This is a genomic window from Glutamicibacter mishrai (assembly GCF_012221945.1).
GTDB lineage: Bacteria > Actinomycetota > Actinomycetes > Actinomycetales > Micrococcaceae > Glutamicibacter > Glutamicibacter mishrai.
This window is the reverse complement of sequence record NZ_CP032549.1, coordinates 3546176-3570647: the sequence shown is the minus strand read 5'-3', so window position 1 is coordinate 3570647 and position 24472 is coordinate 3546176. Positions and strand designations below refer to the sequence as shown.

Below are 24472 nucleotides of genomic sequence, written 5' to 3'. Positions count from 1 at the left end.
CCTTCATCAAGTCCATCCGCGGCTGGACGTGGATTCTGACCTGCACACCTTGCGCGCATGCTTTCGGCGGGGGAGGACCCGCGGTTTATCGCCCGGCGGTTGATGATCTCTGCCAGTGAAGATATCGGCATGGCCGATCCGACCGCACTGCACTGGCCGTGGCCGCGGCCCAGTCGGTGCAGCTCACCGGCATGCCCGAAGCCCGGATCATGCTGGGCCATGCCACGGTGCATCTTGCCACCGCGCCAAAGTCCAATGCCGCATACAACGCCATCAACGCCGCGCTGGCCGATGTCGCCGAGGGCAAAGGCTCCTTGGTGCCCGATCACCTGCGCGACGCGCACTATCCCGGGGCCAAGCAACTCGGCCATGGCGTCGGGTACATCTACGCCCATGACGCGCCGCATTCCATTGCGACCCAGCAGTACCTGCCCGATGATTTGTTGGGCACCAATTACTACACGCCTACGGTCAATGCGCGGAGAAAAACCATCGGATCGCGGCTGGCGCGACTGCGGGAGATCATTCGCGGCAAGGACCCGGTGCGCGGGGCACGCAAGCGCTAATTGTGCGCTATGCCTCAAGACTTGCTGCCTTCGCTTCGTGTAGACTTGATCTTTGGCTGGCAAGCCCTGCCCGGAATCCGAGTGATCGGCGACCGGAGCAAGGTTGCAGTGTAGCAGGGACGCGACGCCCACACACTCTCCATCCTGGAGGCCAGTAGATACCGTCGCTGAACGAAAAGGACACATCAATGGCTAACGCCCGTGCCCGCCGCACCGTACGCCTTTCGCGTGCGCTCGGCCTTGCATTGACCCCTAAAGCTGAAAAGTACATGGAGCGCCGTCCATACGGTCCAGGCCAGCATGGCCGCGCCCGTAAGAAGCAGGACAGCGACTACGCAGTACGTCTGCGCGAGAAGCAGCGTCTGCGTGCCCAGTACGGCATCCGCGAAGCTCAGATGCTGAGCGCCTTCAAGGAAGCCAAGCGCCTCGGCGGCCAGACCGGTGACAACCTGCTGGCACTGCTCGAGTCCCGCTTGGACGCCCTGGTTCTGCGTGCAGGCTTCGCCCGCACCATCCAGCAGGCTCGCCAGCTGGTTGTGCACCGTCACATCCTGGTCAACGGCCAGCGTGTTGACCGCCCGTCCTTCAAGGTACAGCCGGGTCAGCTGATCCACGTACACGAGAAGAGCGAGAAGATGGTTCCATTCCAGATGGCTGCTGCCGGCGAGCACTCCAAGGTGCTGCCAGCTGTTCCTGCTTACCTGGACGTGAAGCTGGAAGCCCTTCAGGCTACCTACCTGCGCGCTCCTGAGCGTGCAGAGATCCCAGTGACCTGCGAAGAGAACCTCGTGGTCGAGTACTACGCACGCTAAATCCGTGCGCTAGTTCCAAGCCCGCAACCGATTTCGGTTGCGGGCTTGTCGCTTAACTACCTATTGGAGCGCAGACTTCGATAAGGTGAACTGGCACCAAAACCCAAGCAGAAGAGGAAGCATATGTCGGGTTCGGATATTGCAGGGCTTATCGCAGCCGGCGCGTTTGTTGTACTAGTAGTGCTGCTGGCCGTGCCGATCATCAAGTTAGGCAAGGTGTTTGATGAGCTTCGCACCACGATCAAAGACGTGTCCGACGGAACCACCCCGTTGCTAGGTGAAGTCGCCAACACTGTGGCGACCACTAACGACCAGCTCAAAAAGGTCGATACGATCACCAATAACGTTTCTGATACGACCGCCAATGTTTCCGCGCTGTCCTCGTTGGTCGCCGCCACTGTCGGTAAGCCGCTGATCAAGGTGGCCGCATTCACCGAAGGCGTGAAGGCCGCGATGAACACCAAGCCAAGCGGCAAGGCACGCCGCAGCCGCTAAGCCAGAGCCTGTTCGATCGAACACGTATCGGCGCGCTGAACGAGGGACGGCCAATCGAAGGCCGCCAAGGAGACTAGAATGAAAAAGTTCTTGTGGGTTTCTATTGGAGTGGGCGTAGGAGTGCTCGCCACCAAGAAATACGCTGAAGTTAAATCCGGTGCAGCGCTCAACCGCCAGGTCGGCAAGTACGCCGACCGTGTCGCCGAATATCTGGAAGCCTTCCATCAAGGCATGACCTCCAGAGAAGAAGAATTACGTTCCGCCTTGGGCGTGGACGCCGCTAAGTGAAGGGATCATCCGTAACACGATGAAAACGCAGGAAATTGCCCGTCGGTGGGTCGACTTTTTCGTCTCGAAGGGCCACACGGCGGTGCCCAGCGCCTCGCTGGTCTCATCTGACCCATCGCTGCTGTTCACAGTGGCCGGCATGGTTCCCTTCATTCCTTACCTGACCGCCCGCGAAGAGGCCCCCTACAACCGTGCGACCTCGGTGCAGAAGTGCATCCGCACCGGCGACATCGAAGAAGTCGGCAAGACCGTGCGCCACGGCACCTTCTTCCAGATGTGCGGCAACTTCTCCTTCGGCGATTACTTCAAGAAGGATGCCATCCACTTCGCCTGGGAGCTGCTGACCAGCCCGGTTGAAGCTGGCGGCTACGGCCTGGACAAGGAACGCCTCTGGGTCACCGTCTACGAAGACGGCGACGAGAAGGACGTGGAAGCACGCCGCATCTGGGAAGAAGAGATCGGCATCCCGACCGAGCGCGTCGTGGGAACCGGCAAGGAAGATAACTACTGGAACACCGGCCAGCCCGGCCCCGGCGGTCCTTGCTCGGAGATCTACTACGACCGCGGTGCGCAGTACGGCCAAGAAGGCGGCCCAGCCGTCGACGAGACCCGCTACATTGAGATCTGGAACCTCGTGTTCATGCAGTACCGCCTCTCGGCAGTACGCTCCAAGACCGACTTCGACGTTGCCGGCGAACTGCCAAAGCGCAACATCGACACCGGTCTGGGCCTCGAGCGCCTGGCCATGATCCTGCAGGGCGTCGAGAACATGTACGAGACCGACCAGGTCCGTCCGGTGCTCGACAAGGCCGCTGAACTGGCAGGCGTCAGCTACACCTCCACCGAGGATCCAGCAGACCCCAACCACGCCAACGACGTGCGCCTGCGCATGATCGCCGACCACATCCGCTCCTCGCTGATGCTGATCTCCGATCAGGTCACCCCGGGCAACGAAGGCCGCGGCTACGTGCTGCGCCGCCTGATCCGCCGCGCCGTGCGCGCCATGCGCCTGATGGGCGTGGAGAGCGAAGTGCTCCCAGAGCTGCTTCCGGTCTCGCGCGACGCCATGAAGGGCGTCTACCCTGAGGTCGAGGCTGATTTCGAGCGCATCGCCCGCATCGCCTACGCCGAAGAGCGCGCCTTCCGCCGCACCATCGCTTCGGGCACCACCCGCCTTGACGAGGCACTGATCCACGCCAAGGAAGAGGGCGCGAACCTCTCGGGCGACGACGCCTTCACCCTGCACGACACCTACGGCTTCCCGATCGACCTCACCTTGGAGATCGCGGCCGAGGCTGGCCTGTCCGTTGACGAGTCGCGTTTCCGCGAGCTGATGAACGAGCAGCGCACCCGCGCCCAGAAGGATGCCAAGGCCAAGAAGGCCGGCCACGCCGACCTCTCGGTCTACAACAAGCTGGCCGAGGCCGGCAACGTGCACTTCACCGGCTACGACACTCTGGAAGGCGAATCCTCCATCCGCGGCATCATCCGCGATGGCCAGGTCGTGCCTTACGCAGAGCAGGGCCAGGAAATCGACCTGGTCCTGAACGAGACCCCGTTCTATGCCGAGTCCGGCGGCCAGGCTGGCGACAGCGGCCTGATCACCGGTGACGGCTTCGTGCTGGAAGTCACCGACGTCCAGGCACCGGTCAAGGGCCTGAACGTGCACAAGGTGATCGTGCGCGAAGGCGAGCTTCCTGCCGAGGCCTTGGTACGCACCCAGGTTGACGCGGTCCGCCGTCGTTCCGGCGAGCAGGCCCACTCGGCCACCCACTTGGTGCACGCCGCCCTGCGCGAACTGCTCGGCCCAACGGCCACCCAGGCAGGTTCCTTCAACAAGGCAGGCTACCTGCGCTTCGACTTCTCGTGGGCTGAAGCCCTCTCAGCTGCCGCTCGCAGCGAAGTCGAAGAAGTCGTAAACCTCGCGATCGCCGCCAACCACCAGGTCATCACCAATGAGATGGCCCTGGCCGAGGCGAAGAAGCTGGGCGCCATGAGCCTGTTCGGCGAAAAGTACTCCAACGACGTGCGCGTCGTGGAAATGAACGGCGCCTGGTCGCGCGAACTGTGCGGCGGTACCCACGTAGATACCACCGCTCGCATCGGCCAGCTGACCTTGCTCTCCGAGGCTTCGGTGGGTTCGGGCAACCGCCGTGTTGAAGCGCTGGTCGGCATGGAGGCCTTCCGCCACGGTGCTGCCGAGCGCGCACTGGTTTCCGAGCTCTCGGGCCTGTTCCGCGTGCCGTCCAACCAGGTCTCCGAGCGTGTCAACGACACCGTTGCCAAGCTCAAGGCCGCTGAAAAGCAGATCGCCGAGCTCAAGAGCCAGGCCATGCTCGCCCAGTCGGCAGCACTGCTGGAGAAGGTCCAGACCATCGGCTCGACCCGGTTGCTGGCCCACAACGCCGGCTCCATCGATTCAGCCGACGCGCTGCGCACCATGGCTTTGGATCTGCGTGGCAAGCTGGGCAGCGAAGCGGCAGTGATCGTGCTGATCGGCGTCTCCAATGGCCGGCCACTGGTACTGGCTGTGACCAATGACGATGCACGCGCCAACGGCTTCAAGGCTGGCGCGCTGGTGCGCACCGCAACCGGCGTGCTCGGCGGCGGTGGCGGCGGCAAGGACGACATGGCCCAGGGTGGCGGCCAGGACGCTTCGAAGATCGATGAAGCGCTGGATGCCATTCGGGCGGCTTTGGCCAATGGCTAAATTGGCACTCGGCGTCGACGTGGGCCTGGCCCGCGTCGGCGTCGCCATCTCCGACCCCTCGGGCATCTTGGCCACCCCGGTGATGACCCTGCGCCGCGATCTGAAGAAGAATTCGGATCGCCGGATGCTCTTGCGCATCATCGCCGATCGAAATGTCGGCGAGGTGTTCATCGGCGAGCCCAAGTCCTTGGCGGGCAATGACACAGACTCCACCAAAATGGCCCGTGACTACGCCATTGCTTTGGCAGAAGAAGCCGTGAGCGCTAATATCGAGCTTGAGGTTTTTCTGGTTGACGAGCGTTTGAGCACCGTGAATGCGCATCGCGCGTTGCACGCCTCGGGCCGTAAGATGGAGGATCATCGAAAGGTTGTCGACCAGGTCGCAGCCACCGAGATCCTGCAGCAAGTGCTGGAAATGCGTCGGAACAACGTCCGCGTGCAGGCCAGCCGGATCGTCATGAAATAGGTTTCGCGCTACGCGGCCGAGGACGATGCCACACCGAGAAATGAGAGTTGATGCGAGAAGAAGCCCGTCAAGAACGGCAACGCGAAACGCATCGCGCGCTGTATGAAAGCTTCGCGGCAGGCCAAGGCCTGCCGATCGCTGAACCTTCGACCCCGGAAGTCACTGGACTCGATCATTACTTGAATGCTCCGGCCGATCCAGAGACGGCCGGCGACACCAATGCGGACGCTGCCGGTGATAAGGGCGGGCAGGACACCCACACCCGGTTCCTGCCCACCCTTGCCCCGGTGCACACCGCCCAAACCCCGATCGTCGAGCCGCAGGACTCGCTGCACAGCAACGGCCTGCTCGGCCAGGACGATCAAGAGCACGAAAAACTGCACCGCAAGAAGACCAGGCGCAAGCGCAATCTGGTGATGCTGGCCACCGTGCTCATTTTCGCTCTAGTGGTGGCAGGGTCCTTCTACTTCATCAAATCCCTGGTCAAGCAGTTCAACCCGGACGACTATCCCGGTCCGGGCGGAGCCACCGTCGAATTCACCGTGGAAGACGGCCAGGGCCTTGGCGTGATCTCGCGCAAGCTTGAAGACCTGGATGTGATCTCCAACGACAAGCTGCTTATCAAGGCGGTGGAGAACTCCAAGCAGGCCAATAAGGTCATCCACCCCGGAACCTACCTGCTCAAATCCCAGATGCCGGCAGCGGATGCCGCCGAAGTGCTCGTGGACAATCGACCCGGCAAGGTCTTCTACATCGGCCTGAAGGCGAACCTGCGCATGAACGCGGCGCTGGAAGAAATCGCCAAGGGCTCCGGCCTGAAACTGGCTGACCTGAAAAAGCTGGCCAACCAGCCGGAAAAATTCGGACTGCCGGATTCAGTGCCCAACCTTGAAGGCTGGCTGCACCCGGGCGAATACCGCTTCGCACTGGACAGCACCCCGAAGGAAGTACTTTCCAAGATGGTGCGCGCCACCAAGGACACCCTGAAGGACGCCGGGATCAGCGACCTGGACAAGGGCTACCGCACCTTGAAAGTCGCCTCGATCCTGCAAGCCGAAGCCCGCGAAAAGGACTACGCAACCGTAGCCGGTGCCATCGAGAACCGATTGAATCCAGCCAACAAGGAAACCCACGGTTTGCTCCAGGTCGACTCTGCGGTGATCTATGGCTTGAACCGCTACAGCCTGCAGTTCAGCCAGGCCGAACGCAAGGACGCTGGCAACAAGTACAACACCTACGTGCACAGGGGCCTGACTCCGACCCCTATCGGCTCGCCTGCCACGTCGGCGATCAAGGCTGCGGCCAACCCGCAGGAAAACGGCTACTACTACTGGGTGACCGTGAACATCAAAACCGGCGAAACGAAGTTCGCCTCCAGCTATGCCGAACACCAGCAGAACCAGGCTGAATTCCGCGCATGGTGCCAACAGAATTCGGATGTCTGCTAAACGCGGCATCACCGCAGAAAGTACGTGAATTGATGAAGCAGGCTGCCGTTCTGGGCCATCCGGTCGGCCACTCCAAGTCGCCGGTATTGCACCGCACCGCCTACGAGCTGCTGGGCGCGGCGCTGAGCTATGAAGCCATCGATCTGCAGCCTGCGCAGTGCGCCGAGCATGTGGCGCGCCTGCGCCAGGGCAACTGGGCCGGCTGCTCGGTGACCATGCCCCTGAAAGATGCCTTCGTCCCGTTGATGGACGAGGTCTCCACCCGGGTGCGGCAACTTGGCGCGCTGAACACCATCGTGGTGCGCGAGGACGGCTCCCTGTACGGGGAGAACACCGACATCGACGGACTGGTCCAGGCCCTCGCGGACTTCTCGATGACCTCCACCGACCGGGCCATGATCCTCGGTTCGGGCAATACCTCTCTGGCGGCCTTGCAGGCCAGCGCCCTGATCGGGGTCAAGCACGTCACCCTGGTCGTCCGCTCCGCCCAGCGCTCCGGGCGCGCCGTGGAACTGGCCACAGAGCTGGGCATGGTCCCGGTCGTCCACGAAATATCGGCGATCACCGAGGAACTTGCCGAGCAGCTGCGCCAGCTGCCCCTGGTCTTCAGCACCCTGCCGCCGCGCGCGGGCGACGATTGGGTCCCGGCCGTGGGCTCCGGAACCGGGATCCTGCTGGATGTCGCCTACGATCCATGGCCCTCGCGATTGGCCTCGTCCTGGCAGGGACAGGTCATTTCCGGCCTGCACATGCTCGTGCACCAAGCGGTCGAACAGGTCCGCCTTTTCGCCTCCGAGGCGTGGGATGAGCAGCGGCGGGTTGACGTCACAAATGCGATGTATGACTCTCTGGGACTGCTCCGACACCAGTAATTCCATCAGGTCATGGCAAAATAGAGGACATGTTGCGTTGGTTGACCGCGGGCGAATCGCATGGCCCGGCACTTGTTGGAATTCTTGAAGGGCTACCTGCCGGAGTATCGGTGGATAGCGAAGTAGTACGTGAAGCATTGGCGCGCCGCCGCTTGGGCTATGGCCGCGGGGCGCGAATGAAGTTTGAAAAGGACCAGGTGACTTTCCTTGGCGGCGTACGCCACGGCAAGACCCAGGGTGGTCCGGTGGCCATTGAAATCGGCAACACCGAATGGCCAAAGTGGGAGCGCGTGATGAGCGCGGATCCCGTCGATCTTGATGAGCTCGCTTCGCTGGCGCGCAATGCGCCGCTGACCCGCCCTCGTCCAGGCCACGCCGATTTCACCGGCATGCAGAAGTACGGCTTCGACGATGCCCGCCCGATCCTCGAGCGTGCCAGCGCCCGCGAAACCGCGGCCCGCGTGGCCCTGGGCTCGGTGGCTTCCCGCTTCCTCAACGACCTGGGCATCCAGCTCGTTTCACACACCACCGCCGTAGGTGCCGTTTCCGTTCCTGCCGACGCGCCGTTGCCTACCGCCGACGACGTTGAAGCATTGGACGCCGATCCGCTGCGTTGCTTCGATAAGGCGACCAGCGAAGCCATGGTCGCCGAGGTCGACGACGCGCACAAGGCAGGGGAGACCCTCGGCGGCGTGGTTGAGGTTCTCGCCTACAACCTCCCTCCGGGCATCGGCTCCTACGTGCACTGGGATCGCCGTCTGGATGCGCGCCTTGCTGCCGCATTGATGGGCATCCAGGCCATCAAGGGCGTGGAAGTCGGCGACGGCTTTGAAACCGCAGCCCGCCGCGGCTCGGCAGCGCACGACGAAATCGTGCATGCCGAAGATGGCAGCATCAAGCGCAACTCGAACCGCGCTGGCGGCATCGAGGGCGGCATGAGCATTGGCGAGGTGCTGCGTGTTCGCGCCGGCATGAAGCCGATCGCCACCGTTCCGCGCGCGCTGCGCACCGTTGACACCGCCACCGGCGAGGACACCACTGCGCACCACCAGCGTTCGGATGTTTGTGCCGTTCCGGCAGCTGGCGTTGTCGCCGAAGCCATGGTGGCCCTGGTGCTAGCCCAGTCCCTGCTGGAGAAGTTCGGCGGCGACTCGGTGGCTGAAACCAAGCGCAATATCGACTCCTACCTGGCGAACATCCCGGATAATCTGGGATCGACTGGCGTCTAGGAAGCATTCGGTAATGATTTACCTCATTGGTCCGATGGCCAGTGGCAAGTCCACCGTGGGCAGGTCACTGGCCACGGCCTTATCAACCAGTTTCGCCGACTCGGATGCTGCCGTGGTGGCCCATCATGGCACCATTCCGCAGATATTTGCCGAGCATGGCGAGTCGCATTTCCGCGATCTGGAAGTCCAGGCCTTGGCGCGCCTGCTCACCGGGGTAGTTGCCACCGGTGGCGGCGCGGTGCTCCGCGAAGAGAACCAGCAATTGCTCTCGCGCGGCACCGTGGTCTATCTGGAGCTGGGCCAGCAGGCGGCGGCCGAGCGGATCAAAGCCGACTCCAACCGCCCGCTGCTGGCAGGTGACGAAGCACTCACCGTCTGGGCTTCGGTTTACGAAAAGCGACGCCCTATTTACGAAATGCTGGCTGACGTGCATGTTGTGGTCGACGGAAAGTCCGTTCTACAAATTGTCGAAGAGATTTTGCCGCAACTCGAACAGCTGTGATTAGCGCCACGAGATGCCAGTTCTCACCAATCACGCGCGTACGCTAGACAGATCAGCACCATCAGGAGGAACAAGACTGATGCCATTAGCACCGACCACTTTGAAGGTCTCGGGAAACACTGCCGCCGAATCGTACCCAGTACTGGTTGGCAACGGATTGTTGGGGCACCTGCCCGAACTGCTCGGACCTTCGGTTAAAAAGGTTTTGGTGATCCACCCCCGCGCACTGCGCACCACCGGGGACGTCGTCCGCGACGAACTGGCCAACGTCGGCCTGGAAGCACTGACCGCTGAAATTCCTGATGCCGAAGAGGGCAAGCACATCCAGGTCGCCTCCTTCTGCTGGGAAGTCCTGGGCAAGAATGATTTCACCCGCAGCGACGCGGTCATCTCCGTGGGCGGCGGCGCCGTCACCGACCTTGCCGGATTCGTGGCTGCCACCTGGCTGCGTGGCGTGAAGGTCATCCACATTCCGACCTCCCTGCTGGGCATGGTTGATGCTGCCGTGGGCGGCAAGACCGGCATCAACACCGCAGAAGGCAAGAACCTGGTTGGCGCCTTCCATCCGCCTGCCGCGGTGCTCGCTGACCTCGATGCCTTGGCCACCTTGCCGAAGAACGAACTGGTGACCGGCATGGCCGAGATCGTCAAGACCGGCTTCATCGCCGATGAGCGCATCCTGGAACTGATCGAAGAGGATCCAGAAGACGCCATCAATCCGGGCAGCGCCCGATTGCGCGAGCTGATCGAACGCACCATTGCGGTCAAGGTGGACGTGGTCTCCCGCGACCTCAAGGAATCCGGCGACCGCGAATTCTTGAACTACGGCCACACCCTGGCCCACGCCATCGAACTTGCCGAGCGTTACCAGATGCGCCACGGCGCCGCGGTCTCCATCGGCCTGTGCTTCGCTGCCGAGCTCGGCCGTTCCGTCGGTTATACCTCCGATGAGATCGCCGATCGCCACGTGAACATCCTCAAGTCCCTGGGGCTGCCAACCACTTACCGCAATGACCGCTGGGCCGCGCTGCTCGATGGCATGAAGCGGGACAAGAAGGCCCGTGGCAACCAGTTGCGCTTCGTTGTCCTCGAAGCCATCGGCAAGCCGCGCATCTACGAAGTACCGGATAACTCGCTGCTCTTTGCGGCCTACCAAGAAATCGGGGAGTGAACATGGGTGACTACACCGCATACGCCATTGACGTCGCATCGGTAAACCGTCAGGGTGTTGGAACGTCGGTTAATGGCGTTCTGATCGATCCGGAGACCCTCAAGCCATATGTCGCCGACGAACAGGCCGCAGAGCACCAGATGCAGGTTGGTTCGCCAACCGACCAGGTCATGATCCTGCTGGCCCGCGGAGATCTTGCGGAAGCCGGCGAGCTGATCGCCGAATCCCGCCTGGTCGATCCGACCAATGCGCACCTGCGCGTGCTGGATACCGAATTGACCCGCATGCAGGGCGACTTCGATCGTGCGATCAACCGCCTGCGCAAGCTGGCCGAGGAATTCGCCGGCACCGATTACGAGCCGCTGATGCATCACCACCTGGGCCTGTCCTTCTTCGCAAAGGGCGACTTCAAGGCCGCGGCGACCCGCTTCCGCAAGGCCATGGACCTGCGCATCGAGCTTGATGACGATGCCTACCTGGTCAACGCGTCGAGCATCTGCCTGAACATCGCCGAAGAGCGCGCAGCGCAGTAACGAGCGCCACCGTGCGCCACCCTAACGGCTCGCGCCGCAGTAGGGTAAACTTGTAGATGGATTTTTGATAATGCCAGTGCATGCTGGCGTCAATAGAGGATTGAGGAAACGTGGCGGATACAACTGACATTAAAAATGGCGTGGTTCTGAAGATCGAGGGCCAGCTCTGGACCATCATCGACTTCCAGCACGTCAAGCCAGGCAAGGGCGGCGCATTCGTTCGCACCAAGATGCGCAACGTGCTGTCCGGCAAGGTAGTGGACAAGACCTACAACGCCGGTACCAAGATCGAAACCGCAACCGTTGACCGCCGCGATTACCAGTACCTCTACCAGGACGGCGAAGACTACGTCTTCATGAACCTGGAAGACTACGACCAGATCACCGTTTCCGGCGAAACCGTAGGCGACGCCGCCGGCTTCATGCTCGAAAACCAGGAACTGACCATCGCTATGCACGATGGCAGCCCGCTGTACCTGGAACTGCCAGCTTCGGTCATTCTGGAAATCACCTACACCGAGCCAGGCCTGCAGGGCGACCGCTCTTCGGCCGGCACCAAGCCAGCGACGCTGGAAACCGGCAAGGAAATCCAGGTTCCACTGTTCGTCGAGCAGAACACCAAGGTCAAGGTTGACACCCGCACCGGCGATTACCTGGGTCGTGTCAACTAGTGAGAGCCCGCGCCAAAGCCCGTCGCCGAGCCCTCGAATTCCTGTTTGAGGCCGAAGCCCGCGATGTCGACCCGATGGGTGTCGCCATCTCGCGCCGGGAGAACTCGGACATCGTACTCAATGAGTACTCGTTGACGATCATCGAAGGCGTCATGGCCCACCTGGACCGCATTGACGAAGTTCTTGAGAGCTACGTCAAGGATTGGACCATCGAGCGCATGCCAGCGGTTGACCGCAGCGCGCTGCGCATCGGCGTGTGGGAATTGCTCTACAACGATGATGTTCCCGACGCAGTAGCCGTGGCTGAAGCCGTGGTGAACGTTCGCGAACTCTCCACCGACGAGTCGCCAGAATTCGTCAACGGCGTTTTGGGCCGAATCCAAAGCGTCAAGGACACCCTGGTCGACTAGCATCGATTCTCAGTCTCTAAGCCTGGGCCGGAACACCATTATTGGGGTTCCGGCCCAGGCTTTTCTGCGTCCCTGCACCCGATATCCATTTCGCCTTGTCCACACCGCAGCGCAGCGCAAGAATGATGGAATGAATCACGCACCACAGCGATGGAGCCAAGCCGTTGTAGTCCCCGACATGTGGCTCGACCCGGAGGAAGACCCCAGGGATACCGGCGAGCCGGATCCGGTAGGGGAGGCGCAAACCTATCAAAGATATCTGCGCGACTACCGCCAGACCCTCCAGCTCAAATGCCAGGGCCTGGATGCCGAGCATTTGGCCCGGCGCTCGGTGCCGCCCTCGACCATGTCGCTGTTGGGACTGCTTCGCCATCTGGGCGAAGTAGAACGCGACTGGCGCAATTGGATTACCTCGGGGGAGTTGCTGGCACGGATCTACGGCCCGCATGACGCGGATTTCGACCAAGCCGTGCCGGAGCCTGGCTGTGTGGCCCAGGCCCTGGAGGTCTTGGATGCCGAACAGCGGGCCACAGACCAGGAGCTCGCCCAGTACCAGGATCTTGGGCAGAGCATCGGCCGCGAGCACATCACCGTGCGCGAGCTGCAGGTGCACCGGATCGAAGAGTATGCCCGGCACTGCGGGCACGCGGATCTGCTGCGCGAATGCATCGACGGCCGGATCGGACAATAGCGCGCCACATAGCATCGCACGACACATCCCCGCCATTAAGACGCTGTGCCGAAGCCAACAGCGGCGCCGCCTCCGCCGCTGAAGGCACCGCGATCGGCGGTATGGCGCAGGAGCGGGAAAGTGAGCCACCGCACCGAGTGATGGATCTCACCGGGTACTCAGTGTCATGCATAGCTTTCCGCTAGGGTTTAGGTGCCGGCTCGTGATAATTTGAACTAGCAATATTCCTTTAAATCCCGTCCCGTGAGGCGGAGAAGGGAGAAGTGCACAGCATGAATGAAAATTCAGTGCCAGATGTGTCGCGCACGGTTCTTACCGGCGACGATATCGATCGTGTACTCACTCGCGTAGCCTTCGAAATTATCGAGGCGAACAAGGGCACAGACGACCTTGTGCTCTTGGGTATTCCCAGCCGCGGATTCCCGTTGGCCCAGCGTTTGGCCCAGCGCATCGCAGCCAGCGCCCCAGGCAATCTCGACCCGGCCGCCCTGGTCGGCCAGCTCGACATCACCATGTACCGCGACGATCTACGCCACTCCACCACCCGCACGCCATCTCCCACGCGCCTTCCTGCCGGCGGGATCGATGGCAAAGTCGTGGTGCTCGTTGACGACGTGCTCTATTCCGGCCGCACTATTCGCGCCGCATTGGATGCCCTCGCCGACTGGGGCCGCCCGAGCATCGTCCGCCTCGCCGTCCTGGTAGACCGCGGCCACCGTGAACTTCCCATCCGCGCCGACCATGTGGGCAAGAACCTGCCCACCGCGAAGAGCGAAAAGGTGCGCGTGCACCTGGCGGAAATTGACGGGACCAATGAAGTGATGATCGAAGGCGCAGCATGAAACACCTGCTCTCCACCGCGGATCTGACCCGCGAAGAAGCCATCTCCATCCTGGACATCGCCGAAGAGATGCGCGAGTCCGGCACCCGCGCCATCAAGAAGCTCCCGGCCCTGCGCGGACGCACCGTGGTGAACCTCTTCTTCGAGGACTCCACCCGCACGCGCATCTCCTTCGAAGCCGCCGCCAAGCGCCTGAGCGCCGACGTCATCAACTTCTCGGCGAAGGGCTCCAGCGTATCCAAGGGCGAGTCGCTGAAGGACACCGCCCAAACCCTGCTGGCCATCGGTGCCGACGCAGTAGTCATCCGCCACCCAGACTCGGGTGCCCCGGCCAGGCTTGCTGCCACCGACTGGATCGGCCTGCCGATCGTCAACGCAGGCGACGGCACCCACGAACACCCCACCCAGGCGCTACTGGACGCATTCACCCTGCGCCGCCAGGTGGCATTGCGCAATGGCACCAACCCTGCAGGCCAAGGCCTGGATGGACTGAAGGTCGCGATCGTCGGGGATATCCTGCATTCCCGCGTGGCCCGCTCCAACCTCTGGCTGCTGAACACCCTGGGCGCCGAAGTCACCATGGTCGCCCCGCCGACCCTGCTGCCGGTCGGCGCGCACTCCTGGCCCTGCACCATCAGCTACGACCTGGACGCAGTCATCGCGTCGGGCGTGGATGCGCTGATGATGCTGCGAGTCCAAGGTGAACGCATGAACGCCGCCTACTTCCCGAACCCCCGCGAATACTCGCGCTACTGGGGACTGGATGATGCGCGACTGGGCCAGCTGGATTCCAGCGGAGCCGAAACGCTGATCATGCACCCCGGCCCGATGAACCGCGGCCTGGAAATCTCTTCGGCGGCCGCAGACTCACCGCGCTCCACCGTGCTCGACCAGGTCACCAATGGCGTGGCCGTGCGCATGGCCAGCCTGTACATGCTCCTCTCCGGCGACCTGATCTGAAAGAAGAACCCATGAATTACTTGATCCAACAGGCCGCCATCCTCGGCGGCGAGGCCCAAGACGTGCTGATCGTCGACGGCAAGATCGCCCAGATCGGCACCATTGAAGCCACCGACGACGTGCAGGTCATTGACGCGAAGGATCTCGTGCTGCTGCCAGGTCTCGTCGACACCCACACCCACCTGCGCGAACCAGGCCGCGAAGACGCCGAAACCGTGGAAACCGGTTCGCAGGCCGCAGCGCGCGGCGGCTACACCGCGGTGCACGCCATGGCCAACTCCACCCCGGTGGCCGACACCGCCGGCGTTGTCGAGCAGGTCTACGAGCTGGGCCGCAAGGCCGGATGGGTGGATGTCCGTCCGGTCGGCGCAGTCACCGTGGGACTGGCCGGCAAGCAGCTGAGCGAAATCGGCGCCATGGCCGATTCGCGCGCCGCCGTGAAGATGTTCTCCGATGACGGCATCTGCGTCTGGGACCCGCTGCTGATGCGCCGCGCGCTGGAGTACGTCAAGGCCTTTGACGGCGTGATCGCCCAGCACGCGCAGGAACCACGCCTGACCGAGGGCGCCCAGATGAACGAGGGCGAAGTCTCCTCCATCCTGGGCATGCCCGGCTGGCCCGCAGTGGCCGAAGAGTCGATCATCGCCCGCGACGTGCTGCTGGCTGAACACGTTGGCGCCCGCCTTCACGTGTGCCACGTATCCACCGCCGGCTCGGTCGAAATCATCCGCTGGGCCAAGGCCCGCGGCATCAACGTCACCGCCGAGGTCACCCCCCACCACCTGCTGCTCACCGACGAACTGGTGCGCACCTATGATCCGGTGTACAAGGTCAACCCGCCGCTGCGCCGTGAAGCCGATGTGCAGGCCCTGCGCGCCGGTGTCGCCGATGGCACCATCGACGTGATCGGCACCGACCACGCCCCGCACCCTTCCGAGTCCAAGGACTGCGAATGGGGAGCGGCCGCCATGGGCATGACCGGTTTGGAAACCGCATTGTCCATCGTCCAGCACACCCTGGTGGACACCGGGCTGCTGGGCTGGGCCGATGTCGCGCGGATCACCTCCAGCGTTCCGGCGCAGATCGGCCGCGTGGCCGATCAGGGCCGCCCGATCGCCGTGGGGGAGCCCGCCAACCTGACCCTGGTCGACCCGGCAGCGCACTGGACGGTCGACCCGTCGGCCATGGCCACCAAGGGACGCAATTCGCCGTTCGCCGGCATGGAATTGCCAGGCTCGGTGCGCGCGACCTTCTTCCACGGCCACGCCACCGTGCTCGATGGCCAGCTGGCAACCCCAAGGGCGGCTCATGCCTGAGGGAGCACTCGGCCCGGTTATCATCACCATCCTGGTCATCGTCGCCGGCATCACGATGATCCTGGTCGGCTGGCGGAACCTCAAGGCCCGCCAGGCGCAGGTCCCGGAGCCCTTTGAAGAATTCGACGATGCCACCGAACACAGCTTCACCGGAATGTACGTGGCCACCACAAAATTTGATGATTGGCTCGATCGCATTGCCGTGCACGATCTGGGCGTGCGCACCAACGCCACCTTGGAGGTCGGCGAACACGGCGTGCACCTGATCCGATCCGGCAGCCGCGATGTGCACATTCCATGGGAGCACTTCGACGCGGTCAGGCGATCGAACGGGATGATCGGCAAATTTGTCGAGAAGAACGGGCTGATCGTGATCAGCTGGAATCGCGAAGGCTTCAACTTCGACACAGGATTCCGTCCCCGGTATTCCGAGGACACCCCCAAGATTTATCAGTTGCTGGCGTCGCATGGCGACGTAAGCCGAGCAGGAGACAAATAAGTGAATTCCCTGAGCAACCTACCAGCCGTGTTGGTACTCGAAGATGGCCGCATCTTCCGCGGACGCAGCTACGGCGCCGTGGGCACTACCCTGGGTGAAGCCGTCTTCACCACCGGCATGACCGGCTACCAGGAAACCCTGACTGACCCTTCCTACGCCCACCAGATCATCGTGCAGACCTTCCCGCACGTGGGCAACACCGGCGTGAACTCCGAAGATCCCGAGTCCACCCGCATGTGGGCCGCCGGCTACGTGGTGCGCGACGCCGCGCGCCGTCCGAGCAACTGGCGCAGCGAGCGCACACTGGACGACGACCTCAAGGAGTACGGCATTGTCGGCATCCGCAATGTGGATACCCGTGCGCTGACCCGCCACCTGCGCGAGGCCGGCGCTATGAAGGCCGGCGTCTTCTCCGGCGACGACGCAGCAAAGTCCGATGCCGAGCTGATCGAGATCGTCAAGGCCCAGCCATCGATGGCCGGCCGCAACATCTCCGCCGAGGTCTCGGTGGATTCGGCCTACATCGTCGAACCAGCAGACCACGGCTATGAAGGCGCCGCCAAGCACACCGTCGCCGCGATCGACCTGGGAATGAAGTCGATGACCCCGCAGCGCCTGGCCGAACGCGGCCTGCGCGTGCACGTCCTGCCGCATGACGCCACCTTGGAAGATATCAAGGCCACCGGCGCCGACGGCGTGTTCTTCTCCAACGGCCCGGGCGACCCGGCCACCGCCACCAAGCAGGTGGAACTGGTCCGCTCGGTGCTGGATGCCGGCCTGCCATACTTCGGCATCTGCTTCGGCAACCAGATCCTGGGCCGCGCCCTGGGCTTCGACACCTATAAGCTGCGCTTCGGCCACCGCGGCATCAACCAGCCGGTGATGGACAAGGCCACCGGCCGGGTGGAAATCACCAGCCAGAACCATGGCTTCGCCGTGGACGCCCCGATCGAGGGCGAACTGACCGCACCCGTGGAACGCTTCGGAAAGGTCGAAGTCTCGCACTACTCGCTCAACGACCAGGTGGTCGAAGGCTTGAACTGCTTGGACATCCCGGCCTTCTCCGTGCAGTACCACCCAGAAGCCGCATCTGGCCCCCACGATGCCGCCTACCTCTTTGACCGCTTCATCACCGCGTTGGATTCCGCCGCAGAAAAGGACAGCAAGTAATGCCTAAGCGCACCGATCTGAAATCAGTACTCGTCATCGGTTCGGGCCCGATCGTTATCGGACAGGCCGCTGAATTCGACTACTCCGGCACCCAGGCACTGCGCGTGCTCAAGGAAGAAGGCCTGCGGGTCATCCTGGTGAACTCCAACCCAGCGACGATCATGACCGACCCGGAATTCGCCGACGCCACCTACGTCGAGCCGATCACCCCCGAGGTCGTTGAGAAGATCATCGCCAAGGAACGCCCGGATGCGATCCTGCCAACCCTGGGCGGCCAGACCGCACTGAACACCGCCATCGCGCTGGATAAGTCCGGCGCCTTGGAGAAGTACAACGTCGAGCTGATCGGCGCGAATATCGAAGCCATCGAGCTGGGCGAGGACCGCGAGAAGTTCAAGGGCGTCGTCGAGCGCTGCGGCGCCGAGTCGGCCAAGTCCGTCATCGTGCACACCCTCGACGAAGCCTTCGCCGCCGTTGAGGAACTGAAGTACCCGGTCGTTGTCCGCCCATCGTTCACCATGGGCGGCCTGGGTTCGGGCATGGCCTACAACCCGGAAGACCTGCGCCGCATTGCCGGTGCCGGCCTGCAGTACTCGCCAACCACCGAGGTGCTCCTGGAGGAGTCCATCCTGGGTTGGAAGGAGTACGAGCTGGAGATGATGCGCGACAAGAACGACAACGTCGTGGTCGTCTGCTCCATCGAGAACTTCGACCCGGTAGGCGTGCACACCGGCGACTCGATCACCGTGGCCCCGGCCATGACCCTGACCGACCGCGAATACCAGAAGCTGCGCGACATCTCGATCGCCGTCATCCGCGAAGTCGGGGTTGACACCGGCGGCTGCAACATCCAGTTCGCCATCGAGCCGGACACCGGCCGCGTAGTCGTCATCGAGATGAACCCGCGCGTATCGCGTTCCTCGGCACTGGCCTCCAAGGCCACCGGCTTCGCGATCGCCAAGATCGCCACCAAGCTGGCCGTGGGCTACACCCTGGATGAGATCCCGAACGACATCACCCAGAAGACTCCGGCATCCTTCGAACCAGCCCTGGACTATGTTGTCGTCAAGGTCCCGCGCTTCGCCTTCGAGAAGTTCCCGGCAGCCGACAAGACCCTGACCACCACCATGAAGTCGGTCGGCGAAGCCATGGCCCTGGGCCGCAACTTCACCGAAGCGCTGCAGAAGGCCCTGCGCTCCCTGGAGCAGAAGGGTTCGGAGCTGTCCTTCGAGCCGATCCCGGAAGCCGAGCACGAAGCAGTGCTGGCCTCGATCGTGAAGGGCTCGACCGAACGCCTTTCGCTGGTCCAGCGCCTGCTGTTCTCCGGTGTGTCGATCGAACGCCTCTTCGAAGTGACTTCCATCGATCCTTGGTACCTGGATCAGCTGGCTTTGATCAACGAGACCGCGCAGCTGGTCGCGGAGAACAAGGACCTGCCCGAGGAAGTATTGCGCGAAGCCAAGCGCCACGGCTTCTCCGACGCCCAGCTGGCACAGCTGACCGGCAAGTCCGAGGCAGTCATCCGCGGCATCCGCCATGCTCTGGGCGTGCGCCCCGTCTACAAGACCGTGGACACCTGCGCCGCCGAGTTCGAGGCCTTCACCCCGTACATGTACTCCTCGTACGATGAAGAGTCCGAGCTGGCCACCCACGAGAAGAAGTCTGTGATCATCCTCGGTTCCGGTCCTAACCGCATCGGCCAGGGCATCGAGTTCGACTACTCCTGCGTGCACGCGGTCATGGCGCTGCGCGCCGAGGGCTACGAGACCGTGATGGTCAACTGCAACCCGGAAACCGTCTCCACCGACTACGACATCTCCGATCGCCTCTACTTCGAGCCGCTGACCCTGGAAGACGTGCTGGAGGTCATCCACGCCGAAGAGCAGACGGGCGGCGTTTTGGGCGTCTTCGTGCAGCTCGGCGGACAGACCCCGTTGAAGCTGGCTGCCGAGCTGAAGGCCGCCGGCGTGCCGATCCTGGGCACCTCGCCGGAAGCCATCGATCTGGCCGAGCACCGCGGCGCCTTCCAGCGCGTGCTGGATAACGCCGGGCTGATCGCACCGAAGAACGGCACCGCCGTATCCTTCGCCGATGCCAAGGCCATTGCCGACTCCATCGGCTACCCGGTCCTGGTCCGCCCTTCCTACGTGCTGGGCGGACGCGGCATGGAGATCGTGTACGACGAGGCGAACCTCGAGCGCTACATCACCAACGCCACCGAGATCACCGTTGACCACCCGGTCCTGGTGGACCGCTTCCTGGAAGACGCTATCGAGATCGACGTCGACGCCCTGTACGACGGCACCGACCTCTACGTCGGTGGCATCATGGAGCACATCGAGGAAGCCGGCGTCCACTCCGGCGACTCGGCCTGCACCCTGCCTCCGATCACCCTCGGCCCGGATGTGCGCGACCGCGTGAAGGCAGCCACCCTGGCCATCGCCCAAGGCGTGGGCGTACGCGGCCTGATCAACATCCAGTTCGCGCTGGCCAGCGACATCCTGTACGTGATCGAGGCGAACCCGCGTGCCTCGCGCACCGTGCCGTTCACCTCGAAGGCCACCGGTGTGCAGCTCTCCAAGATCGCCGCGCTGATCGGCGTTGGCAAGACCCTGGCCGAACTGCGCGGCAACTACCTGCCAGCAGTAGGCGACGGTGCGCACCTGCCGGATTCGGCTCCGATCGCAGTCAAGGAAGCAGTCATGCCTTTCGCCCGCTTCCGCACCCCGGAGGGCAAGGTCGTCGACTCGCTGCTCGGCCCTGAAATGCGCTCCACCGGCGAGGTCATGGGTATCGACAAGTACTTCGACACCGCGTTCGCCAAGTCGCAGGCCGCGGCGAACAACCCGCTGCCGACCTCCGGCAAGGTCTTCGTTTCGGTAACCAACCGCGACAAGCGCTCGATCGTCCTCCCGGTCAAGCACCTGTCGGATAACGGCTTCGAGATCATCTCCACCGGTGGCACCGCAGAGGTTCTTCGCCGCAACGGCATCCCGACGCAGGTGGTGGGCAAGCTGCACGAAGGCGGCGACTCGATCGTCGATCTGATCAACGCCAGCGAAATCGGTTTGATCCTGAACACCCCTTCGGGTTCCGACGCACGCGGTGACGGCTACGAAATCCGCGCCGCCGCGACTTCGGTCGGCACCCCGGTCATCACCACCGTGGCAGAATTCAACGCTTCGGTCCAGGCCATCGACGCCCTGCGTGAATACGCTTGGGATGTCACCAGCTTGCAGGAGCACGAAGCCAACCTGACGGCAGCCCGCAATGCCTAGCCCGATCCCATTTGGTGAACGGCTGCGTTCAGCCATGCAGGCTTGTGGCCCGCTATGTGTGGGAATCGACCCGCACCCGGCGTTGCTGGAAGCCTGGGGGCTGGACGACACGGCCGAAGGCGTGCGATCTTTCTCACTGACCGTTGTCGAGGCGATGGCCGGCGCCGCGGCGATCCTCAAGCCGCAGGTCGCCCTGTACGAGCGCTTCGGCTCGGCCGGATTTGCGGTGCTGGAAGAAACCCTGGCCGCTGCCAAGTCTGCAAACTTGCTGACCCTGGCCGATGCCAAGCGCGGCGATATCGGTTCGACCATGGACGCTTATGCGACGGCGTGGCTCGATGACCGCTCGCCATTGGCCTCTGACGCGGTCACGCTCAGCCCGTATCTGGGCTACGAATCCTTGCGTCCGGCCTTGGATTTGGCTGCGGCCACCGGCAGGGGAGTGTTCGTACTTGGGCTGACTTCCAATCCTGAAGGTCCTTCGGTGCAGCACGTTGGTGGTGAAAACTCGGTTGCTAAAGCTATTATCGACCAAGTCACCAAGGAAAATGCTGCTGCAGAAGATTTAGGCCACGTGGGTTTGGTCGTTGGCGCAACCATCGGCGACGCACCGGAAAAGCTGGGGATCGACCTCACTGCGAGCAAAGCCCCGCTGCTAACTCCCGGGCTCGGCGCCCAGGGAGCCACGGCGCAGGATATTGCCAAGTCATTCGCTTCTAGCTACTCGCAGGTGCTAGGAACCAGCAGCCGCGACATCTTGAAAGAAGGCCCTAATGTAGTGGCACTTCGTGAGAAAGCGCTGAGGGTGCGCGATGAATTGGTCGCCGCGGGCTAGCGAAAATTCCGCTTAGTGACAGGAACGCGTTGTGGCTACTAGAGTTTCTAGTAGCCACAACGCGTTTAGTCTTGCAAAAGCAGCGTTTGATCGCTATGTTTCTCAACATAGCCTTAGTCAACTACACATTAAGGATGGCTGAACGATGGTACTGCGAGAACTCTCTGACGAAGATCGTATCCGGGCCCGCGCCAAAGCCCTTGCCGCACGCACACGTCGTGCGGAAATCAAGGCGGAGTTCAGCGCCGGCAAAATTTCCATCACCGAGGTACTAGACTTGGTATACGAAGATGAAGCCGTGGGACGCATGCGTGTCATGGACCTTCTGGAATCGGTGCCGGGCGTAGGCGAAGTACGCGCGGCAAACTTGCTGGAACGCCTTGGCATTTCACCATCCCGCCGACTGCGTGGATTGGGACGCAAACAGCGCACCGCAATCACCGAACACTTCAAGCAAAGCCCGCCAAAAACGAAAGTGTAGTCAATGACCGCTGCGTCGGTAACTGTTCTAGCCGGCCCCACGGCAGTAGGTAAGGGCACCGTCTCTACCTATATCCGTGACAACTATCCAGATGTCTGGCTTTCGGTGTCCGCGACGACCCGAAACGCTCGACCAGGGGAACAGGACGGAGTCCACTACTTCTTTGTGGGTCCGGAACGTTTCCACGAGCTAGTCGAGGAAGGCCAGATGCTGGAGTGGGCTGTCGTCCACGGCCAGAACAGCTACGGCACCATTCGCTCCACGGTCGAAGATGCAGTGGCTGAAGGCAAAAAGGTTCTGCTGGAGATCGATTTGCAGGGTGCCCGCCAGGTCAAGGAGTCGATGCCGGAGGCAAAATTCGTCTTCCTGGCACCGCCATCGTGGGATGAATTGGTGCGTCGTCTTGTGGGACGCGGCACTGAAACGCCCGAGGAACAGCAGCGCCGCCTGGAAACCGCTAAACTAGAACTTGCGGCGGAATCAGAATTCGACGTGACCATCGTGAACGACGATGTTGCACGTGCCGCCGAAGAGCTTGTAGCCCTCATGGGGCTAAAGAACGACAAATAGGGAGTCCTGTGTCCAACCTAGAGGGAATCATTAACCCATCGATCGACTCGTTGCTTGAGACCAACGACTCGAAGTACGCAATCGTACTCAACTCGGCTAAGCGTGCACGCCAGATCAACGCTTACTACGCTCAGCTCAACGAAGGCCTTTTCGAGTACGTTGGTCCACTGGTTGAGACCAAGCTGAACGAAAAGCCACTGACCATCGCCTTGCGCGAACTGGATGACAGCCTGCTGAAGGTTACTCCAGCCGAGGTCATCGAGGACTAATCGAAAAGTCGGCGCCCTAATCGGGCGCCTTCTTTTTCGTTAAGCACCTTTAAACCGGGCACTCTGGCGTGCTGCCAGAGGCTGCAGGCCCATCAACCCATCGTCAGTTCTCACCGCACAGATAACTTCGAGGAAGTACTTCGTGAAGCGAATCGTCCTAGGCGTCTCGGCAGGAATCGCCGCCTACAAGTCCGTTCTCCTGCTGCGTTTGCTGCGTGAAGCCGGGCACCACGTCGACGTGATTCCGACCAGCAACGTGGAAAATTTCGTGGGAAACGCAACCTGGGAGGCGCTTTCGGGCAATCCGGTCACCTCGAGCGTTTTCGATGCAGTGGAGAACGTCAATCACGTTCGGCTGGGCCAGATGGCTGACCTGGTCCTGATCGTCCCGGCAACGGCAGACCTCATGGCCAAGGCAGCAGCGGGGATCGCCGACGATCTGCTGACCGGAACCCTATTGGCCACCCGCGCACCGGTCGTAATGGCGCCGGCGATGCACACCGAAATGTGGCAGCATCCTGCCACCGTGGACAACGTCGCCACATTGCGCGAACGCGGCGTGCGAGTAATCGAGCCAGCTTCGGGACGGCTCACCGGCAAGGATTCCGGTCCCGGCCGTCTGCCTGAACCGGAAGAGATCTTCGCATCCATCCAGGATCTTCTTTCCGACCCCATCCTCGCTGGCACCTCGGTGCTCATCACCGCTGGCGGCACGCGCGAGCCACTCGACCCGGTGCGGTTCCTCGGAAACCGCTCCTCGGGACGACAAGGTGTTGCCCTCGCCGAAGCCGCACGCGCGGCCGGGGCAGAGGTCACGCTGATCGTCACGCATCTAGAGGTTCCCGTGCCGCATGGCGTGCACGTGGTCCACGCGTCGAGCGCCCTGGAATTGCGGGAGGCAGTGTTCGAACACGCGCCCGGCAAGGATGTGCTGATCATGAACGCGGCGGTCGCCGACTTCCGGCCGGCCACGATCGAGAACTCGAAAATCAAGAAGCGCGATGAGCATTCGGCTCCGGTGATTGAGCTGGTGCGCAATCCCGACATCTTGGCCGAGATCGTCCAGGCCCGCGGCGGCAATGATGAGTTGCCGCGGTTCATCGTTGGATTCGCGGCGGAAACCGGCGACGAGCAGGGCAGCGTGCTGGACTACGGCCGGGCCAAGCTCGAGCGCAAGGGCTGCGAGATGCTGGTGGTCAATGAGGTCGGCGCGACCCTGACCTTCGGCGAAGAAACCAACGCCATCCAGGTGCTGTTTGCCGACGGCCACGAATCGGTGCAGGCCGCCGGAAGCAAATTAGAGGTGGCCCGCGTCGTCATCGAACAGATTTCCCACGCAACAAAAGGACATGCAGACGACATCTCGTGAGCTGCGCCATATGGTGCTTA

General features: G+C 62.5%; 25 protein-coding genes and 1 pseudogene. All 26 read left to right on the top strand.

Annotation, left to right across the window (positions count from 1 at the left end; all coding sequences use genetic code 11):
* Positions 1-566, top strand: a pseudogene (locus tag D3791_RS16655) (AAA family ATPase); the annotation flags it as partial.
* Positions 567-754: 188 nt separating this feature from the next.
* Entirely contained in the window at positions 755-1378 is a 624-nt protein-coding gene (gene rpsD / locus D3791_RS16650) for a 30S ribosomal protein S4 (RefSeq protein ID WP_022875201.1), read from the top strand.
* 123 nt (positions 1379-1501) lie between these two features.
* The gene (locus tag D3791_RS16645) at positions 1502-1873 is read left to right on the top strand and encodes a DUF948 domain-containing protein (RefSeq protein ID WP_022875200.1); all 372 of its coding nucleotides are present in this window, start codon (positions 1502-1504) and stop codon (positions 1871-1873) included.
* 78 nt (positions 1874-1951) lie between these two features.
* A complete protein-coding gene (locus tag D3791_RS16640; protein WP_022875199.1) occupies positions 1952-2161 on the top strand; it encodes a hypothetical protein in 210 nt (69 codons plus the stop codon).
* Between the two features lie 19 nt (positions 2162-2180).
* Positions 2181-4871, top strand: coding sequence for an alanine--tRNA ligase (alaS, locus tag D3791_RS16635; RefSeq protein WP_172510953.1), 2691 nt, complete (start codon positions 2181-2183; stop codon positions 4869-4871).
* The gene (ruvX, locus tag D3791_RS16630; protein ID WP_022875197.1) at positions 4864-5337 is read left to right on the top strand and encodes a Holliday junction resolvase RuvX; all 474 of its coding nucleotides are present in this window, start codon (positions 4864-4866) and stop codon (positions 5335-5337) included. Before alaS ends, ruvX begins: the two co-directional genes overlap by 8 nt.
* A gap of 50 nt (positions 5338-5387) precedes the next feature.
* Positions 5388-6785, top strand: a complete 1398-nt coding sequence (gene mltG, locus D3791_RS16625; RefSeq protein WP_172510952.1) for an endolytic transglycosylase MltG — start codon at positions 5388-5390, stop codon at positions 6783-6785.
* A gap of 32 nt (positions 6786-6817) precedes the next feature.
* Positions 6818-7657, top strand: coding sequence for a shikimate dehydrogenase family protein (locus D3791_RS16620; RefSeq protein WP_172510951.1), 840 nt, complete (start codon positions 6818-6820; stop codon positions 7655-7657).
* Positions 7658-7686: 29 nt separating this feature from the next.
* Positions 7687-8886: a chorismate synthase gene (aroC, locus tag D3791_RS16615; RefSeq protein ID WP_022875194.1), complete on the top strand. Its 1200-nt coding sequence runs from the start codon at positions 7687-7689 to the stop codon at positions 8884-8886.
* Positions 8887-8899: 13 nt separating this feature from the next.
* The gene (locus D3791_RS16610) at positions 8900-9388 is read left to right on the top strand and encodes a shikimate kinase (RefSeq protein WP_022875193.1); all 489 of its coding nucleotides are present in this window, start codon (positions 8900-8902) and stop codon (positions 9386-9388) included.
* Between the two features lie 79 nt (positions 9389-9467).
* A complete protein-coding gene (aroB, locus tag D3791_RS16605) occupies positions 9468-10559 on the top strand; it encodes a 3-dehydroquinate synthase (RefSeq protein ID WP_022875192.1) in 1092 nt (363 codons plus the stop codon).
* A gap of 2 nt (positions 10560-10561) precedes the next feature.
* Positions 10562-11092: a tetratricopeptide repeat protein gene (locus D3791_RS16600; RefSeq protein ID WP_052165215.1), complete on the top strand. Its 531-nt coding sequence runs from the start codon at positions 10562-10564 to the stop codon at positions 11090-11092.
* Between the two features lie 110 nt (positions 11093-11202).
* Complete coding sequence (efp, locus tag D3791_RS16595) at positions 11203-11763, top strand: elongation factor P (protein ID WP_022875190.1); 561 nt, start codon at positions 11203-11205, stop codon at positions 11761-11763.
* Complete coding sequence (gene nusB, locus D3791_RS16590; protein ID WP_022875189.1) at positions 11763-12173, top strand: transcription antitermination factor NusB; 411 nt, start codon at positions 11763-11765, stop codon at positions 12171-12173. The genes efp and nusB overlap by 1 nt, the downstream gene beginning before the upstream one ends.
* A gap of 130 nt (positions 12174-12303) precedes the next feature.
* On the top strand, positions 12304-12864 hold the full coding sequence (locus D3791_RS16585) for a mycothiol transferase (protein WP_172512855.1): 561 nt from the start codon (positions 12304-12306) through the stop codon (positions 12862-12864).
* A 272-nt stretch (positions 12865-13136) separates the two neighbouring features.
* Complete coding sequence (gene pyrR / locus D3791_RS16580; RefSeq protein ID WP_022875187.1) at positions 13137-13706, top strand: bifunctional pyr operon transcriptional regulator/uracil phosphoribosyltransferase PyrR; 570 nt, start codon at positions 13137-13139, stop codon at positions 13704-13706.
* Complete coding sequence (locus D3791_RS16575; protein ID WP_022875186.1) at positions 13703-14665, top strand: aspartate carbamoyltransferase catalytic subunit; 963 nt, start codon at positions 13703-13705, stop codon at positions 14663-14665. The genes pyrR and D3791_RS16575 overlap by 4 nt, the downstream gene beginning before the upstream one ends.
* An 11-nt stretch (positions 14666-14676) precedes the next feature.
* Positions 14677-15981, top strand: coding sequence for a dihydroorotase (locus D3791_RS16570; protein WP_172512854.1), 1305 nt, complete (start codon positions 14677-14679; stop codon positions 15979-15981).
* Positions 15974-16480 carry a PH-like domain-containing protein gene (locus tag D3791_RS16565; RefSeq protein ID WP_022875184.1) on the top strand — a complete coding sequence of 169 codons (507 nt, stop codon included), beginning with the start codon at positions 15974-15976 and terminating at the stop codon, positions 16478-16480. Before D3791_RS16570 ends, D3791_RS16565 begins: the two co-directional genes overlap by 8 nt.
* Positions 16481-17650 carry a glutamine-hydrolyzing carbamoyl-phosphate synthase small subunit gene (gene carA, locus D3791_RS16560; protein WP_022875183.1) on the top strand — a complete coding sequence of 390 codons (1170 nt, stop codon included), beginning with the start codon at positions 16481-16483 and terminating at the stop codon, positions 17648-17650.
* Positions 17650-20928, top strand: coding sequence for a carbamoyl-phosphate synthase large subunit (carB, locus tag D3791_RS16555; RefSeq protein WP_022875182.1), 3279 nt, complete (start codon positions 17650-17652; stop codon positions 20926-20928). The genes carA and carB overlap by 1 nt, the downstream gene beginning before the upstream one ends.
* On the top strand, positions 20921-21763 hold the full coding sequence (gene pyrF, locus D3791_RS16550; protein ID WP_172512853.1) for an orotidine-5'-phosphate decarboxylase: 843 nt from the start codon (positions 20921-20923) through the stop codon (positions 21761-21763). Before carB ends, pyrF begins: the two co-directional genes overlap by 8 nt.
* A 145-nt stretch (positions 21764-21908) precedes the next feature.
* Positions 21909-22244, top strand: a complete 336-nt coding sequence (mihF, locus tag D3791_RS16545) for an integration host factor, actinobacterial type (protein ID WP_013349055.1) — start codon at positions 21909-21911, stop codon at positions 22242-22244.
* 3 nt (positions 22245-22247) lie between these two features.
* Positions 22248-22814, top strand: a complete 567-nt coding sequence (gene gmk / locus D3791_RS16540) for a guanylate kinase (protein ID WP_022875180.1) — start codon at positions 22248-22250, stop codon at positions 22812-22814.
* Between the two features lie 8 nt (positions 22815-22822).
* Positions 22823-23083, top strand: coding sequence for a DNA-directed RNA polymerase subunit omega (gene rpoZ / locus D3791_RS16535; RefSeq protein WP_022875179.1), 261 nt, complete (start codon positions 22823-22825; stop codon positions 23081-23083).
* A gap of 142 nt (positions 23084-23225) precedes the next feature.
* Complete coding sequence (gene coaBC / locus D3791_RS16530; RefSeq protein WP_172512852.1) at positions 23226-24452, top strand: bifunctional phosphopantothenoylcysteine decarboxylase/phosphopantothenate--cysteine ligase CoaBC; 1227 nt, start codon at positions 23226-23228, stop codon at positions 24450-24452.
* Positions 24453-24472: the final 20 nt, after the last annotated feature.

Coding starts and splice junctions, on each gene's coding strand:
- aroC (WP_022875194.1), top strand. CDS start 7,687: ATGTTGCGTTGGTTGACCGCGGGCGAATCGCATGGCCCGGCACTTGTT.
- D3791_RS16575 (WP_022875186.1), top strand. CDS start 13,703: ATGAAACACCTGCTCTCCACCGCGGATCTGACCCGCGAAGAAGCCATC.
- D3791_RS16565 (WP_022875184.1), top strand. CDS start 15,974: ATGCCTGAGGGAGCACTCGGCCCGGTTATCATCACCATCCTGGTCATC.
- gmk (WP_022875180.1), top strand. CDS start 22,248: ATGACCGCTGCGTCGGTAACTGTTCTAGCCGGCCCCACGGCAGTAGGT.
- D3791_RS16610 (WP_022875193.1), top strand. CDS start 8,900: ATGATTTACCTCATTGGTCCGATGGCCAGTGGCAAGTCCACCGTGGGC.
- rpsD (WP_022875201.1), top strand. CDS start 755: ATGGCTAACGCCCGTGCCCGCCGCACCGTACGCCTTTCGCGTGCGCTC.
- pyrR (WP_022875187.1), top strand. CDS start 13,137: ATGAATGAAAATTCAGTGCCAGATGTGTCGCGCACGGTTCTTACCGGC.
- D3791_RS16645 (WP_022875200.1), top strand. CDS start 1,502: ATGTCGGGTTCGGATATTGCAGGGCTTATCGCAGCCGGCGCGTTTGTT.
- D3791_RS16570 (WP_172512854.1), top strand. CDS start 14,677: ATGAATTACTTGATCCAACAGGCCGCCATCCTCGGCGGCGAGGCCCAA.
- mltG (WP_172510952.1), top strand. CDS start 5,388: ATGCGAGAAGAAGCCCGTCAAGAACGGCAACGCGAAACGCATCGCGCG.
- alaS (WP_172510953.1), top strand. CDS start 2,181: ATGAAAACGCAGGAAATTGCCCGTCGGTGGGTCGACTTTTTCGTCTCG.
- ruvX (WP_022875197.1), top strand. CDS start 4,864: ATGGCTAAATTGGCACTCGGCGTCGACGTGGGCCTGGCCCGCGTCGGC.
- carB (WP_022875182.1), top strand. CDS start 17,650: ATGCCTAAGCGCACCGATCTGAAATCAGTACTCGTCATCGGTTCGGGC.
- aroB (WP_022875192.1), top strand. CDS start 9,468: ATGCCATTAGCACCGACCACTTTGAAGGTCTCGGGAAACACTGCCGCC.
- D3791_RS16600 (WP_052165215.1), top strand. CDS start 10,562: ATGGGTGACTACACCGCATACGCCATTGACGTCGCATCGGTAAACCGT.
- pyrF (WP_172512853.1), top strand. CDS start 20,921: ATGCCTAGCCCGATCCCATTTGGTGAACGGCTGCGTTCAGCCATGCAG.
- D3791_RS16585 (WP_172512855.1), top strand. CDS start 12,304: ATGAATCACGCACCACAGCGATGGAGCCAAGCCGTTGTAGTCCCCGAC.
- D3791_RS16620 (WP_172510951.1), top strand. CDS start 6,818: ATGAAGCAGGCTGCCGTTCTGGGCCATCCGGTCGGCCACTCCAAGTCG.
- mihF (WP_013349055.1), top strand. CDS start 21,909: ATGGTACTGCGAGAACTCTCTGACGAAGATCGTATCCGGGCCCGCGCC.
- D3791_RS16640 (WP_022875199.1), top strand. CDS start 1,952: ATGAAAAAGTTCTTGTGGGTTTCTATTGGAGTGGGCGTAGGAGTGCTC.